Source organism: Terrimonas alba, assembly GCF_042434975.1.
Taxonomy (GTDB): domain Bacteria; phylum Bacteroidota; class Bacteroidia; order Chitinophagales; family Chitinophagaceae; genus Terrimonas_B; species Terrimonas_B alba.
Genome location: NZ_JBHMQM010000004.1, coordinates 292109 through 307851, shown reverse-complemented (window position 1 = coordinate 307851; position 15743 = coordinate 292109). Strand labels below are relative to the sequence as shown.

The following is a 15743-nucleotide window of genomic DNA, read 5'->3' as shown; positions in this document are numbered from 1 at the left end:
TATCCGTTTACTGTAAAAAAATTAATACTTATACTTTCGAAGAAATTTTAACCGGCTACTTACCTGTTTTATCCACTCCCTCGCCATCAGTTCATGCGCCGGCACAGTAGGATGTATACCGTCCCATATCCAGTATTCAGCAGGCATTCTTTTTATCGCCTTATCAAATACAGCCGGGAAATCAACCAGTACAGTGTTGAATTCTTTGGCCAGCTTTTTTGTGCGCACCGTTAATCGCTCAACAGTATTATGATATTTATCCCAGTCCTCTTTCACTTTGCCTACCGGGTACACAAAAGGAAGGCAAAGCACAAACAAAGTATCATGATTTTGCTGTTTGCTCTGTAAAAGAATATTTCGATAACCAGTTTCAAACTGATCAATAATTGTTTCCTTCACCTCAGGTTCTTTTATCATGACGGATGCATCGTTGATCCCAATTAATACACTCAGCACATCGGGCTTAATATCCAGCGTATCCGTTTGCCATCGTGCTTCAAGGTCAGTAATACGATTGCCACTAATTCCGCGGTTATAAAAAACAGGATTAGATTCTGCGAAATCAGCACCTATCCTACTTGCAATTGAAAATGCATAACCATGACCCATGATATGATTTGGATCTTTGTTTCGACCACGGTTACCGTCGGTAATGGAATCGCCCTGGAATAAGAAAACCAGACCTTTATCTTCAACCAATTCTCCAGCAACACTGCTTGCCATCACCGACGCCGGATGCAACACTGATGCCGCACCTGCCAGCGCAGAAACTTTTAAAAATGATCTTCTTGATGTTTTTTTATCCATGATTTTTCAGAACGATGGCATCAATTATTACCACCCCGTTTTGAAGTTGCAACTAAAACACTCATCATTTATTCTTTTATTATTTTGACAATTGCAATGAACTGTCGTTGATAATAAATTTGAAATTAGTCAGCAGTTGGTAAATTTCTGCACCAGCTAAAATGACCGGTCCATAGCCATGAGCGGCGTATACATTGACGGGGCGATAATAATAAAAAGCCGGATCAAACGCCATTCCTGTTCCTACACAAGTACCTTCCACCTGACCCTGTGCATTAACTTTTGTTGACACGGCGTTCCATGCAAGAATCGCTGTAGGGGCATAAGTCATGGCATCGAGCCAGCCTTTGTTGATGGCATGTGCAATGCAATAAGCGTAGATAGCTGTAGCCGAAGTTTCCAGGTAAGAATCATTTCTGTCAAGTAGCTGGTGCCAGAAGCCCGTTCCATTTTGATAGCCCATCAATCCATTAACATGGTCTTTCAATTGCTTTAACACAAAACCTCTTCCCGGGTGATTTTCCGGCAGTACATCCAGCAACTCGGTTTTTGTCATCAGGGCCCAGCCATTGGCTCTCGCCCATCTGAATTCAGGATGCTTCGCCATGCTTTCGACCCAGCCATGCATATACAACCCTTTTTCCTTATTGAACATTCGCTGTACAAATTGTCTTACCTGTCTGACAGCATCATCAAAATATTTTGTGTCTCCTGTGAGCTTGCCCATTTGTGCCATCGCCGGCACTCCCATATACAAATCATCAAGCCACAAGGTATTGGCTTGTGGACGCATTCTTGCCAGTGTCCCATCTTTTAGCCGGTATTCTTTGGTGAATACATAATTAATATAGTTATCAATCAGCGGACGGAGATTGCTGTTCAATCCGCTTCGCTGAGCTTTGATCATGGATGCACAAACAGCACCGGCATCATCCAAGGCGTGGGGATCTATTGGCTGGGACAACAATTTCTTCTTACGGATATAATCAATACCGAATTTTTGTTTTACTGCAGGTATCCATTTGGCCAGGAAGTCAAATCTTGTTTTTACATAATCGGCATAACGCTGATCCTTCGTGGTTTCAAATGCCCGCTGAAAAGCGGAATAGGTTACACCCCATTCATAGCTGGTCAGCCGGAAGTCACCTGTCTTTACAATGGTATTGGTGTCTAATTGGGTGGTTTCGTTTACAGCTTCACCTGTTTTTTGATTGATCATGGCTGCAGGTGTAACCGCATCGAGGTAGTCGTAAACTCTATCCAGCACCGCCTTTACTTTTTCTTTTGAAGGAGCTCCATAAGGAACGGGATAGTCTGGTTGCAAGGCATGCAATGGAGCATTTACATCTGTTTGCTTTTGCTGCGCATTGCTGCTGAAAAAGGACAATAGGGATAAAGAAAAAACTGCTGTCAAATTTTTAAATAGAAGGTCACTTCGTTGTGTCATCCGTGTATTTTTTATTGTTTTTTGGTCCCGCTTTGAGCGGGAAACCTCGCAAATAATCATTCTCCTGTGTGAGAAAAATTAATCATGCTCGGTTTCATGGCAAACCAATTTAATTTTTTGGCACCAAATCATCGTTTGGTAGAACGAAAATAGCGGCAAAATTCGTAGCCGCCATTTTCAAAAACTGCCTGCTTATGTATGAGAAAGATTAATACCCCGGATTTTGCATTGCTTGTTTTTCTGCTCCTGTTAAGGCTGCTCCACCAGCCTGTATGCCATCAAGGAATGTTTGAGGTATTGGCCTTAGCAAATGGCGATCCTGAATGTTAGGAGCCGCATCAGGATTAAATGCTTTGGCACGAGCCACCAATGTTTTAGTACGGGACAGATCTTGCCAACGCAAATATTCACCGGCAAGCTCACGGGCCCGTTCATTCAATAAAAAGCACAATGCCCTGTCGTAAGGAGAAGATAAGGCGAGTGTACTGATAATATATTCATCTCCTGCCGGTAAAGTTGCCATATCAGTAACTGCTAAGCTGGCTGAAGCATCTGTTGTAACCGGAATATTATTTGACTCATAATAGGAATTCTCCGGAAAAAAAGAAGGAGGTATGGTTTGAGGAGCACTGCTGGGAGCAGCTCCACCATCATAATAAGCCGAACGGCTTTCGCCGCTTACAAATTGCGCCCTTGTTCTTAATGGGTTGATATAAGGTAATGCATCATTATAAGAACCCGTACCCATATTTGCCAAACGGATCTTTGCTTCCGCAGCAATCAAATAAGTTTCAGCCGAACGGGCCAGTGTAATATCCCGAAGGCCTCTTACATCGTTGAACCCAGCAGTACGGGAACCATCCATAAACTTGCTTAACGATGGAAATTTGCGGGTATCGTTCCATCCTCCGTCGGCCGTAACGCCAGTCTTATATGCCACATACACATGAGGTATAGTTTTACCGGTTGCGCCATATACCACCGAATTGTTTAGCACATTTGCAGAAAACCGGGTATCACCGGGTTGATTGATAACATACATTATTCCTAAATCTCCTTTCACATAAGGAGCCGTTGGCGCATTAGCATTAACCTTATGTTTTGTCCTGAAGCTTTTCCAAAACCTTGAATCATTTTGCATGTCGTAAATGCGATACATGTAAAAATTAGGACACAGCCGGCTGAAAGGACGATCGCCACTTAGGTCCCGCTGCATTTGCGCAATATCCTCATAGCGGGAAACATAGTATAAATGCTGTGTATTTTGACCACTTGCGGTTAAATCTGAAGTAAACTGCGCTGATAAAATTATTTCTTTCAGGTTTTCATTGGCGCCGTTGGGAGCGGTATATCTCCATAGATCGCCAAAGTTTGGCGCCAGTGGATGATTAGCAATAACGGAATCGCACAAAGGCACGATAGCAGCCAAGTCGGCAGCTTTGGTGGTAGAATTCCAGGAATCATTTATTTCACTGGCACGACTTAGATATGCTTTGGCTAAATAATGCCCTGCTGCGTCTTTGGTTATTTTGGCAGGAGAACCCGTATTACTCAAAAGTCCATATGCTTTGGTAAGATCATCAATAATCAGTGCAAATATGTCTTTTGGTTCGGCACGGGTAAACTCTAAATCCGGAGTGGTACTGGGCGTGGTTTTTAAAGGTACTGCCCCATACTGGCTTACTAACCTTAAGTAATTATAGGCCCGCAAAAAATAGCCTTCGCCTAACGCAGTTTTTTTAATAGCATCAGCAGGAGAAGTGCTGGCCGTTGCGTTTTCAATTATCAGGTTGGCATGGCCGATTCCTATATATAAATTATCCCATTGGGCGTTTGCTGCTACTGTATTCCCATTATTAGGTGTAATAAAAGGGCCAAAAGTATTTCCATAAGAGTTATACATACCATTTGAAGGGTCGCCGCCTACGCGGAATTCATCCACACCGTAGCACATATTAGAGAATGCCATTTCCCCATTGAATGGAGTGGCAAATACCTGGTGATAGGCTCCATTAACCAATTGCTGGATACCGGCATCCGTTTTATAAAATTCCAAATCTCTTGAAGTTTTCAATTCTTCATCTAAGAATTTCTTCTTACATGAAATGGTAACCAATACCATTAACAGGATCACTATGGTTATATTTAAGAATTTATTTTTCATTTTGTCAAAATTTAATGAAGTTAAAACCCGGCATTGATACCAAATGTATATCCACGGTTAGAGAACGTTGAAACTGCATCCATATCCATGAATTCAATTTGAGAATATATCATACCTGGATTGGTAGCCTGGAAGTAAACCCGCAGGCTCGACATGTGCATTGCCTTTGTAATTCTATTGGGTACATTGTAAGCAGCTGAAATATTCCTGATTTTCAAAAACGATGCTTTCAGGTATCCTAATGAAGGGGAATATGCATCGCCGGAGCCTACAGAATAAAAGGGTTTTTGGTACTCTGCATTTTGGTTATTTTCTGTCCAGTAGTTAATCCGCCGCTGGTTTCCACGGGCCGTTTGGGACTCTCCGCCCTGATTGAACCAATAGTTTAAGCGGCCGTAGATGAACACTGACAACTCGAAGCCCTTGTACGTAAAACTATTTGTCATACCCACTATCCAGCGGGGTCTTGTGTGACCGATAACTACCCTGTCATTGTTAGCATCAATTTTATTATCACCGTTCTGGTCAATAGGTCTTACCTGGCCCGGAGTAAAGTTGTTGCCGTTTTGACCAAACTTGGATAACAATGCTGTATCAGCATACTGCCACATACTATTGGAGGCAAAGCCATAGATAACCCGAATTGGTCCGCCAGGAAAAAGGTTGTTAAGAACGTCAGGGCCTTTCCCCGTTGCCCCTTCAACAAGCTTGTCTTTTTGCCAGCTTGCATTCAGGTTGGTTGTCCATTGAAAGTTTTTAGTGGTTGTGTTAATTGTATTGATATTAATATCAACACCTTTATTAGTAGTTTGCCCAAGATTGGTATTCGTTCTAAGGAATCCTGTTACCGTAGGCAGTTGTTGCAGAAATAATAAATCGTTTGTTCTTGAAGTATAAACATCAATTGCCCCCGAAACTCTGTTTTTTAATATACCGAAATCAATACCCGCATTGTACTGGGTTGTTTTCTCCCATTTTAAATTTGGATTTCCAAGGTCAGTAGTTGGAAGAGAGGCTGCATTTACACTGCCGCCGTTCGGATAGAAATAAGGTTCACCAAAAGTTAATGTTTTATAGGGATCAATAGAAGAGTTACCTGTAACGCCCACACCAATGCGGAATTTTAAATCGTTCACAAACGAAACATTTTGCATAAATTTCTCACGACTTACACGCCATGCTAGCGCAGCACTGGGGAACATGTCACCCTTATATCCTTCACCGAGCTGCGAAGCAGCATCGTGTCGCACAGATACAGTTAGCAAATACTTATCATCAAACCCATAGTTGAGACGGGCCATATAGCTTCTTAATTGGGTTTCAGTTAGTGGAGTAACCCGGTTAATAGTAAGGTTGGTGGATGGAAGCACCCTGTTGTTCAGTTCATACCACTTTTGACTGGCGAAAGGAACAGCAGTACCAACTATTCTGTTTACAGGGTTAGCAACATACTTGGTAGCACTTTGCAGTAATGTAAGGCCAAAGCTGTGTCGCTTGATCTCTTTGTCATAGTAAATAAGGTTATCAAGTGTCCATGAGTAAGTTTTAGCTTCCTGCAACGAGGCGCCATTAATACCACTGCTTGCGGCGGACTGACCATCGATATAAACACCATTGGTATAATTTGAAAAGTCGGGGCCAAAGTTGAAACGGTATTTTAATCCTTTCAAGAAGGGATGAATTTTACCAAAATCCATTTGGGCGTACATGCTACCAAATGCACGAAGTGTTACCCGCTGATCTTGAGTATATTTCTCCTCATCCACTACGGTTTTAATAGCCACATCACCACCGGGATATATAATTCTGTTACCTGCAGAATCATAGGGCACAGCCCATTTGAAAAGGCCTCTTGCAGAATTATAAATGCTATTTGCAGGCGTACCTACAAATGAACCAATTATTAAATTTGACTGACCAAATTCCTGGGTGCCGTGGGTAGCAGTTACATTTAACCCCATATTAAACCATTCGGTAGCCTGTATATCCACACTGGCTTTACCAGAATATCTTGTAAACTTTTGGCCAATAGAAGTTCCCTTATTATTCAAATATCCAAATGAAGCATATGCCTTTATATTTTTTGTTCCGCCACTAACGCTGATGGTGTTGTCTGTGGTAAGTCCGGTTTGAGATACCAGCCCCGTCCAATCGGTGTTGCCCACTTTTGAGCCATCCCATGTACCTGTTGCCCAGCCCTGCGCAATATTTTTCCAGGCAGTCGGGTCAGAAGTAGCCAGAAAAATATCACGGTCGTTGGCGATAGTTGGCGCATCACCTCGTGGACGGCCTACCGGATTACTGTAGTAAACAGCCCAGCGGCGAAAATCAATGTATTCAGAAGCAGACATGATAGGCGCCCAGTCTTTAACGGTTTCAAACGTAGCCGAGTTATAAAGATTCACTTGCACTTTGCCCGACTTTCCTTGCTTGGTAGTAACAATTACAACACCATTCGCTCCTCTTGAACCATAGATGGCCGTAGCAGATGCATCTTTCAGCACATCTATACTTTCAATATCGTTAGGATTAAGGTATTCGATACCGCCAGTGGCCAAAGGAATATTATCAACTACATAAAGAGGTTCATTGGTGGCATTTACGGAGCGTTCACCACGAATTCTGATACTACCAACCGTGCCAGGTCGCTCATTAGAGGTAATATCCACACCAGCTACCTTACCCTGCATGGCCTGTAGCGCATTGTCAACCGGCCTTGACCTGATATCCTTTTGGTTAATGCCGGCAACAGAGCCGGTTACATCTTTCTTTTTAACCGTTGCGTAGCCAATCACAACAACATCCTCCAACGATGCAGTAGTGTTTGCCAGTGAAATGTTCACTATTGATTTATTATTAATGCCAACTTCCTGTTCGGCAAATCCAACTGATGTGATCACCAGTGTTGAACTGCCTGATGGCGCCGTCAATGAATAAGAGCCGTCAGTATTAGTCGCCGTGGCTAAGGCAGTGCCTTTTACCTGTACCGTTGTTCCCGGCACTGGCTTCCCGGTTTCATCGGTTATTTTGCCGGTTACTTTAAAGTTGTTTTGGGAAAAAGAATACTGTGCAGTCAGTAATAGAAGCAGAATGATGCACACATTCCGCTGCACGATGCGCTTTTTTTTCATATAGCAGTTTTAAAAGGACAAATGCAATTCATGCTAAATTTATCATCGTCCCGTAGCAGAATTGTCCTGAACCGTCCTGTTAAGCTGAAAGAATCTACGCAATCGTTCCCGGAACTTTTTGTATATAGTCGACGGAAATGATGTTTATTTTTTTAATGATTCAACTTAACAAGCAATAAATTTTAATCGAAACCCTGCTTAAATATTGTCGTCTTGTTAAGTTGGTTGCTATGGGTTGTCGCTTGTCGTAAGCTGGAAATAATTGTACCTTTCGTTCATTAAAGTAAATACTCAGATCAATAGTTATACTTCGTTTACTTTTATATTGCCATGAAAAAGAATGACCTGTTCAAATGCTTTGTTATCGACTATTACGCTGCTACTCCAAAATATCTGCAACTCGCCAATTCTGTTATAAAAGCTATCAGCGAAAAGAAAATCGGCAAAGATGATATTCTTCCCTCCATCAATGAGCTGAGCTTTGAATTTGAAATATCAAGGGACACGGCGGAAAAAGGTTATAAGCATCTGAAGAATTTAGGTATACTGGGCTCCGTTCCGGGAAAAGGATACTTTATCAAATCAACAGAAATCAATCAGCCACTCAAGATCTTTTTACTTTTTAATAAACTCAGTGCGCATAAAAAGATCATTTATGATGCTTTTGCCAATGCCCTCGGTGGAATGGCTTCTATTGATTTTTACATCTATAATAATGACTTCGCTCTTTTCAAGCGGCTGATACAAAACAATAAGAATGATTATACGCATTATGTCATCATACCACACTTTTTGGAAGGTGGAGAAAATGCTTACGAAACCATCAACATGATTCCGAAAGATAAACTGGTACTGCTGGACAAACTTGTTCCCCGGGTAGATGGCAAGTATGCGGCCGTGTATGAAAACTTTGAACGGGATATTTATAATGCATTGGAACAATCACTTGACAGGCTAAGTAAGTATCACACTATTAAAATAATTTTTCCGGCCTATACTTACCACCCGGGTGAAATACTCTCGGGTTTCTATCGCTTTTGCGATCAATATGCTTTTACTTATAAGGTTGTTCACGAAATAAGAACAGAACTCATAAAAGAAGGAGAAGTATTTATTACACTGATGGAAGACGATCTCGTTGTATTGATTGAAAAAATACTGGCGACAACCATGAAGGTGGGAAAAGATATCGGCGTGATCTCTTATAATGAAACGCCCCTGAAAAAAATAATACTGGATGGCATTACCACCATCTCGACCGACTTTCAACTGATGGGCGAAAAGACAGCACAAATGATTTTAGAAAATTCGAGAGAACATTTTGAAGTGCCATTTAAGATCACTTTACGACCTTCTCTATAATTCTATTTAGTCTCCTTACCTGCTTCATATAAAATGTGAGATCCATCAGTTAGGATACATAGCTTTTAGCACCTTTGTTTTCGATGCATTTTAATAAAGTTGCGGGCAGTTGCAATACATGGCCTAAAAACTATCGCTCCGCTTAAATCATTCTAACGGCGGCTCAACATATTTCTCATTGAGTGGCTGCAGGTGATGACGCATGATCTGGCGGGCACAGGTGTTCCATCTCAGGATGGCATCGTCATTACCCGCTGGCCGAATAGCTTCCGCCTTCTCATAAAACTCCATGGCTTCGTTCAGCCATTCATACACCGCAAACTGCCCACCACTGATTCTGTTTAAAATGGCCATACCTTCCCGTTCGCTGATAATACCGGAATAATAAAGTCTTTCGTATTCGCTTTGAAGACGAGGCAGGAGCTGTTGCGCCCGCTTCACATCACCCGACGAAGAAGTGTTGAATTGATCAGTAATGGCCAACAACAAAATGATAATGGCTTTGGCATTATTGGGGTCCACTTCAAGAATGTCAAGGCAAATGCTTTCAGCCAGGTCAGGTTCATCGAGCAGCCGGTATCGCTCCGCTTTTTCGAGGGCCGCCGGAATGCTGTCCCTGGAGATGTTTTTTAGTTGAAACATGATTGGTCATTTTAATTATTTGAAAAATATAAAGTTTCTTGCGGTGACGCCTGGTCTTTCACAGCGATCGCTGCGGGAAATACAAATTCAAAACCCGGAATAATCCTTTAAAAAATTTCTCGCGGCGGCGCAACCCGGGTCAGACAGTTTTCTTCGACCGGAACATCCGGAAGAATCTTTTCAAAGGATCATAAAATCTATCGGCAACCCGTTCTTTCAGCGGAATGATAGCATTGTCAGTAATTGTAATGTCTTCGGGGCAAACCGATGTACAGCACTTGGTAATATTGCAATAGCCAATGCCGCCTGCTTTTTTTAAATCTTCCAGGCGGTCTTCCACATCAAGCGGATGCATTTCCAGTGCCGCAGTATATACTAAAAGCCGGGGACCCATAAATTCATCATGGAGCTGATGCTCACGCAGCACATGACATACATCCTGGCATAAAAAACATTCTATGCATTTGCGGAATTCCTGCACCCGGTCAATATCTGATTGTGCCATTCGCCAGGTACCGTCTTCCGCATCAGGTGGCCTTGGTTTGAATTTTTTTATTTTCTTCTTTACTATAAAATTCCATGAAACATCGGTGACCAGATCTTTAATCAATGGAAACGTCTTCATGGGCTGCAGCAATACCGGCTTATCAAGGGGAAGATCGCTGAGCCGGGTCATGCACATAAGTTTAGGCAGGCCATTAATTTCCGCCGAGCAAGAGCCACATTTGCCGGCTTTACAATTCCAGCGCACCGCCAGATCATTAACCTGTTCCGCCTGTACCTGGTGCACGGCATCGAGCACCACCATGCCTTCAGCAACTTCAGTAGAATAAGTTTCAAATTTTCCGCCGGAAGCATCACCCCGCCATATTTGAAAGGTTGCTGTTGCCATACGAAAAGTTTATGGTCTATGGTTTATAGTTTATGGTTCTTTAATTCGAATCCCCTTATTTGTCTGATAATTTCTATCAAAAGAGCTTAAACTTTTACTGCTTATCTATAAACCCAAGCACTATTTTATTAAACTCAGCCGGATTCTCATATTCCAATCCATGCGAAGTGTTTGCAAGTGTTGCCACTTCCTTATTGCTCAGGCAGCGATTCAGTTCATCTATCATTAATGAAAAAACTATAGGCGATTTATCACCTTTCAATAATAAAACCGGGGTCTTTATTTTTTTAACATCATCGCATCCAACCGGCGGAAAATTATCTTTACCGAGCAAAACACCTTTTACTTCATGAAAATTGGCCATCATAATATCACGATCCTTTTGCGGAAGCTTGTTATAATATAAACTATCACCCATTACACCGTTGACAAGTCCTTTAACCCCTTCTTCATTATTATTGTTTTTAAATGCTTCCACAACAGGCACGAAAGCTTTTGTAATAAAGTTATTAAGAATAGTATCGCCACCCGGTACCTGCTGCATCAGTGATGAAATAAATGGCTCGCCCAATATGAGGCTACTCACAAGTTTCGGGTGATCCATAGTGGTCAATAAGGCAATATCGGCGCCGTAAGAATGTCCATACAGGTTCGCCGGCCCGAGTTTCAATGCCTTTAAAAGTTCAGCAAGGTCGCTGGCATGAGAAACAGCTGATAACCTGGCCGAGTCATTTATCGTTTGTTGATTAGGATAAGCAAAGCGGCGGCTATAAGCAATTACCCGGTGGCTTTTGGTGAATTCCTCCATTTGTTTCCCGAAAGTGCGGTAATCTCCCACTGCACCATGAACAAACACCACAGGATCACCCTTCCCAACGTCAATGTAATGAATGCTGTCGCCATTAATAAAAATGCTTTTGACTTCAGGAGCCGCAGCAGCTTCGATTTGTGTTGTCTTACCAGTATCGCTATTATTGCATGATCCCAAACAAAACAGTAGCGGCAAGAAGATCAGCGGGAAAAAATTCCTTTTCATAATGATTATTTTAACCTGGTTTATAAAAAATTTGATTTGGGTTTTCAGCCAGGTACCTGATTCTTTCCGCTTATACTGTTATTTCATTTCCCGAATGATTTTGTTTAAGATAAACTGATCTCTAAGAGTTTAAAGCCTAAGCTTCTTTATACAAAAGTCCCTGTTTATTATCAGCAGTCTTCTACCTGAAATTTTAAATATTATTCCGATTTTCGACTTTCACTTCTGACTTTTCACTTACTTCATTTCCTCAATTATCTGTTTCAGATCGGCACGAACTTCACGCAGTGGTTCCCGCTTCACCTTCATCTGTCCATCTTCTCCTTTCAAAATAATAAGATTGCATTGGCCGGTTTGCTCATCTTTTTCCGGGTAATCTTCACGAAAATGTGCGCCGCGACTTTCCTTTCTTTCAATAGCCGCCCGGGTAATGGCTTCCGAAACAGTCAATAAATTTTGCAGATCCAATGCAGTGTGCCATCCGTTATTATATTCCCTGTTTCCAATCACTTTCACTTTATTGGAGCGTCGCCACAGCTTTTTCAATTCTTCCATTGCTGTCAATAGTTCCTCTTCTTTACGAACAATGCCGACAAGATCCTGCATCATTCCCTGCAGATCATATTGCACCTGGAAAGGATTGTCTCCTTCCGTTCGTGCAAATGGTTCCAGCACCCTCCTAACAATCGCTGCTATTTCATGTTCATCAATAATAATGGTCTGTCCATTTTCTTTGGCAAATAGTGCCGCGAATTCACCGGCACGTTTTCCAAAAACCAACAGGTCGGAAAGTGAATTACCTCCAAGCCGGTTCGCACCATGTAAACCAGCGGCAGCTTCACCTGCAGCAAAAAGACCCGGTACTGTTGACATTTGTGTATCGGCATCCACCCGAATACCACCCATCATGTAATGAGTGGTAGGCCCTACTTCCATCGCTTCTTTGGTAATATCTATATCGGCCAGCTTTTTAAACTGGTGATACATGCTGGGCAATTTTTTCTTGATATGTTCCGCGGCATTGGGAAGTTTCTTTTTGATCCAGGAAATATCAAGAAATACTCCGTTGTGAGGACTACCCCTTCCTTCTTTTATTTCACGAACAATACAACGTGCTACATGATCCCGGGTCAGCAATTCAGGTGGCCGCCTTGCAGCCCGATCGCCTTGTGTATATTTCCAGCCTTCTTCTTCGTTGTCTGCCGTTTGGCTGAGATATAATTCCGGGATTTCATCAAACATAAACCGCTTATTCTCCTTGTTAAGCAAAATTCCTCCTTCGCCCCGAACTCCTTCCGTTACCAGGATGCCCCTGACACTGGGAGGCCATACCATACCGGTGGGATGAAATTGTACAAACTCCATATCCATCAATTCCGCACCTGCATGATATGCCAATGCATGACCATCGCCAGTATATTCCCAACTATTGCTCGTGATTTTAAAAGCCCTGCCAATACCACCGGTAGCCACTACAATTGCTTTGGCCCGAAATAATTTAAACTGTCCTTTTTCCCGGTCGTATCCAAAAGCACCCGCCACCCGTTCACCATTTTTCAGCAATGTTATAATGGTAAATTCCATGTGAACGGCAATGTCCTGGTGAATACCATGATCCTGTAGTGTTCGGATCATTTCCAATCCTGTGCGGTCGCCTACATGTGCAAGGCGGGGATATTTATGACCGCCGAAATTACGTTGTAAAATGCGGCCGTCTTTTGTTCTGTCGAATAGTGCACCCCATGCCTCCAATTCCCGCACACGGTCAGGAGCTTCTTTGGCGTGCAGTTCTGCCATTCGCCAATCGTTAAGGTATTGTCCTCCCCGCATCGTGTCCGCAAAATGTACTTTCCAGTTATCCCGTTCATCTACATTGGACAAGGCTGCTGCAATTCCTCCTTCGGCCATTACCGTATGAGCCTTACCCAACAAGGATTTGCAGATCAAACCAACGGAAACGCCATTAGCAGCAGCCTCTATAGCAGCTCGAAGACCAGCGCCACCCGCTCCAATAACAAGCACATCGTAATTGTATGTATCGAATGATGGCATGCACAAGGTTTTTATTGACCAGGGGGCCGGGATTTCTTCTCGGCCTCACCTCCCTTCCTCCTCTCCAAAAGAGAGGCGGCGGCACTGCAACTCTTTAATTAACTTCATATCTACCACATCAACTATATATCTCTACTCACCACATTCGGAAAGCATTTACTTTCATGCATATCCAAAAAGCGGGGGCTGTGCTTTGGTGGCTTCCCCTACCGGGGGAAGTCGGAAGGAGGCTGCATGGGCTGTGTTTAGCAAGTCCTTCCGCCTATTGGCGGAGAGGATTTAGGTGGGGCCGGTTTTACACTATTCTCCAATCACTCCACACCCCCATCGAACACAAACGAACATAGATATCTGAAAACGCAACCCAGAACAAACTCATCCAGCCCCATATCATATGCTTCCGGTTGAAACAACTTACACACCAATATGCTTTACGTCGAACAGGCGCTCCGGAAAGACGATCCATAAATCCACCTACCACGTGGCGCAAAGAATGACAACCGAATGTATATCCGCCCAGAAAAACCACATTGATGGCTAACACCAATGTGCCTGCTCCAATGCCAAATGTTTTTTCACCTGTACCAGGAGTTGTAAACCACAATGCCTTCCAAACATCATAAGAAAGAAAAAGCAAAAAGAATAAAGCGATATAAAGAAAATACCTGTGTACATTTTGTATGATCAATGGAAAAGAATTTTCACCGCGATACGTTCTCCGTGGCTCGGTGACGGTGCATGCAGGAGGATCAGCCCAAAATGCTTTGTAGTAAGCTCCACGGTAATAATAACAGGTTAACCGAAACAACCCCGGCGCCCATAATATCAGCAGTGCAGGGGACCATGGTAATATCTGCGGCCACCAGCGGGGCTTCGCACCGAACCAGCTATGTGGTGAATCACCAAAAAGTTCCGGCGAATAAAGAGGTGATAGATAAGACCCGAATGAATAATGCTCACCCTGGAATGCGGCCCATGTAGCATAGATGACGAAAGCGGAGAGACAGACAAAGACAATCAATGGTCGCAACCACCAACCATCTTTCCGATTGGTGTGACCAAAACCCTGGTGTTTACCTGTTAAGTTTATTTCAGCCATAACACTGTGTGTTATTAAGGACAAAATCTTAACACCCAACTTGTCAATGAATAAGAGAAGTACGCAAAATCTGTTCTCTAAGGTAATTCAAAAAATGCTGAGATACAGAAGAAAAAAATTGCTACCCAATAAACTACAGACCGCGATTAAGGGCTGCTCCGCTGGTTTGATTTTCCATTAGCGACCAAACTAAAAAAGCGTCCCATATTGAGACGCTTTTAATATAAGATTGCCTTATTATTTTATCCCAGGGCTACTCTTTTGAATTCTGTGACTTTCACATCGCCAGATTCTTTCAGGTAGTCAGCAACCGATTTACCGGCATCTTTTACAAATGCTTGCGCTGTGAGTGTTTGCTCTTTAAAGAAAGCACCCAATTTACCTTCGGCGATCTTTGACAACATTTCTTCCGGTTTGCCTGCCATCTTTGGATCTTCTTTCATTACATCCATGATGATGGCTTTTTCACGGGCCACTACATCAGCAGGAACGCTGGCCGCATCAACAGCTACAGGATTCAGTGCTGCGATCTGCATAGCGATATCTTTACCTACTTCAGCAGCTTCTTTACTTAAACCAACCAACACACCAATACGATAAGCACCGTGTATATAAGAAGCAACATAAGGAGCTTCTACTCTTTCATATTTAGTGATGCCAATTTTTTCGCCAATTGAAGCCAGCTTATCGTTGATAAGATCAGCAATCTTAGCACCATTTACTGTTGCCTCATTTAACTGTTCAACCGTTTTAATATTGTTGGCTATAGCTGTATCAGCGATGCTTTGAACCAACGCTATAAAATCAGCATTTTTAGAAACGAAGTCAGTCTCGCAACTTACACAAACCACGATACCTGTTTTGTTATCAGCAGTAGTTTGTGCGATAACAACACCTTCTTTTGCTTCACGGTCACTTCTTTTAGCCGCTACTTTCTGGCCTTGCTTACGCAACCAGTCGATAGCTGCTTCAAAATCACCATTTGTTTCAGTCAAAGCCTTACGGCAATCCATCATACCAGCACCAGTGGCCTGGCGTAGTTTATTTATATCTGCTGCACTAATAGTTACTGTGCTCATAATATTGAAGTTTGAAGTCGGATGTAAGAAGT

Annotated in this window: 11 protein-coding genes; 1 reads left to right on the top strand and 10 read right to left on the bottom strand. The window is 42.7% G+C overall.

Annotated features, from left to right (window positions below; genetic code table 11):
• Window positions 1–21: 21 nt before the first annotated feature.
• From ACFEL9_RS13255 to ACFEL9_RS13240, 4 genes are all read right to left on the bottom strand, one after another.
• Entirely contained in the window at window positions 22–807 is a 786-nt protein-coding gene (locus tag ACFEL9_RS13255; RefSeq protein ID WP_385890720.1) for an SGNH/GDSL hydrolase family protein, read from the bottom strand.
• Between the two features lie 79 nt (window positions 808–886).
• Window positions 887–2254, bottom strand: coding sequence for a glycoside hydrolase family 88/105 protein (locus ACFEL9_RS13250; protein WP_385890717.1), 1368 nt, complete (start codon window positions 2252–2254; stop codon window positions 887–889).
• 208 nt (window positions 2255–2462) lie between these two features.
• A complete protein-coding gene (locus ACFEL9_RS13245) occupies window positions 2463–4418 on the bottom strand; it encodes a RagB/SusD family nutrient uptake outer membrane protein (protein ID WP_385890714.1) in 1956 nt (651 codons plus the stop codon).
• A gap of 20 nt (window positions 4419–4438) precedes the next feature.
• Window positions 4439–7549 (bottom strand): SusC/RagA family TonB-linked outer membrane protein, encoded by a 3111-nt coding sequence (locus tag ACFEL9_RS13240; RefSeq protein ID WP_385890711.1) that lies wholly within the window; start codon window positions 7547–7549, stop codon window positions 4439–4441.
• A 330-nt stretch (window positions 7550–7879) separates the two neighbouring features.
• Here ACFEL9_RS13240 and ACFEL9_RS13235 point away from each other — a divergent pair, with 330 nt between their 5' ends.
• Window positions 7880–8911: a GntR family transcriptional regulator gene (locus tag ACFEL9_RS13235; RefSeq protein ID WP_385890708.1), complete on the top strand. Its 1032-nt coding sequence runs from the start codon at window positions 7880–7882 to the stop codon at window positions 8909–8911.
• A gap of 147 nt (window positions 8912–9058) precedes the next feature.
• On the opposite strand, the gene ACFEL9_RS13230 is transcribed toward ACFEL9_RS13235, so the two are convergent.
• From ACFEL9_RS13230 to tsf, 6 genes are all read right to left on the bottom strand, one after another.
• Window positions 9059–9553 (bottom strand): hypothetical protein, encoded by a 495-nt coding sequence (locus ACFEL9_RS13230; RefSeq protein WP_385890705.1) that lies wholly within the window; start codon window positions 9551–9553, stop codon window positions 9059–9061.
• Window positions 9554–9692: 139 nt separating this feature from the next.
• Window positions 9693–10445 carry a succinate dehydrogenase/fumarate reductase iron-sulfur subunit gene (locus ACFEL9_RS13225; RefSeq protein WP_385890703.1) on the bottom strand — a complete coding sequence of 251 codons (753 nt, stop codon included), beginning with the start codon at window positions 10443–10445 and terminating at the stop codon, window positions 9693–9695.
• Between the two features lie 94 nt (window positions 10446–10539).
• A complete protein-coding gene (locus ACFEL9_RS13220) occupies window positions 10540–11481 on the bottom strand; it encodes an alpha/beta fold hydrolase (protein ID WP_385890700.1) in 942 nt (313 codons plus the stop codon).
• Between the two features lie 237 nt (window positions 11482–11718).
• Window positions 11719–13533 (bottom strand): fumarate reductase/succinate dehydrogenase flavoprotein subunit, encoded by a 1815-nt coding sequence (locus ACFEL9_RS13215; RefSeq protein WP_385890697.1) that lies wholly within the window; start codon window positions 13531–13533, stop codon window positions 11719–11721.
• A 295-nt stretch (window positions 13534–13828) separates the two neighbouring features.
• Window positions 13829–14632 (bottom strand): succinate dehydrogenase subunit SdhC, encoded by an 804-nt coding sequence (gene sdhC / locus ACFEL9_RS13210; protein WP_385890695.1) that lies wholly within the window; start codon window positions 14630–14632, stop codon window positions 13829–13831.
• Window positions 14633–14874: 242 nt separating this feature from the next.
• Window positions 14875–15711, bottom strand: a complete 837-nt coding sequence (gene tsf / locus ACFEL9_RS13205) for a translation elongation factor Ts (RefSeq protein WP_385890692.1) — start codon at window positions 15709–15711, stop codon at window positions 14875–14877.
• Window positions 15712–15743: the final 32 nt, after the last annotated feature.

Bases quoted from the DNA above. Each gene is read 5' to 3' on its own strand.
- ACFEL9_RS13250 (WP_385890717.1), bottom strand. From the start codon at position 2,254: ATGACACAACGAAGTGACCTTCTATTTAAAAATTTGACAGCAGTTTTT.
- ACFEL9_RS13230 (WP_385890705.1), bottom strand. From the start codon at position 9,553: ATGTTTCAACTAAAAAACATCTCCAGGGACAGCATTCCGGCGGCCCTC.
- ACFEL9_RS13220 (WP_385890700.1), bottom strand. From the start codon at position 11,481: ATGAAAAGGAATTTTTTCCCGCTGATCTTCTTGCCGCTACTGTTTTGT.
- sdhC (WP_385890695.1), bottom strand. From the start codon at position 14,632: ATGGCTGAAATAAACTTAACAGGTAAACACCAGGGTTTTGGTCACACC.
- ACFEL9_RS13255 (WP_385890720.1), bottom strand. From the start codon at position 807: ATGGATAAAAAAACATCAAGAAGATCATTTTTAAAAGTTTCTGCGCTG.
- ACFEL9_RS13245 (WP_385890714.1), bottom strand. From the start codon at position 4,418: ATGAAAAATAAATTCTTAAATATAACCATAGTGATCCTGTTAATGGTA.
- ACFEL9_RS13225 (WP_385890703.1), bottom strand. From the start codon at position 10,445: ATGGCAACAGCAACCTTTCAAATATGGCGGGGTGATGCTTCCGGCGGA.
- ACFEL9_RS13215 (WP_385890697.1), bottom strand. From the start codon at position 13,533: ATGCCATCATTCGATACATACAATTACGATGTGCTTGTTATTGGAGCG.
- ACFEL9_RS13235 (WP_385890708.1), top strand. From the start codon at position 7,880: ATGAAAAAGAATGACCTGTTCAAATGCTTTGTTATCGACTATTACGCT.
- ACFEL9_RS13240 (WP_385890711.1), bottom strand. From the start codon at position 7,549: ATGAAAAAAAAGCGCATCGTGCAGCGGAATGTGTGCATCATTCTGCTT.
- tsf (WP_385890692.1), bottom strand. From the start codon at position 15,711: ATGAGCACAGTAACTATTAGTGCAGCAGATATAAATAAACTACGCCAG.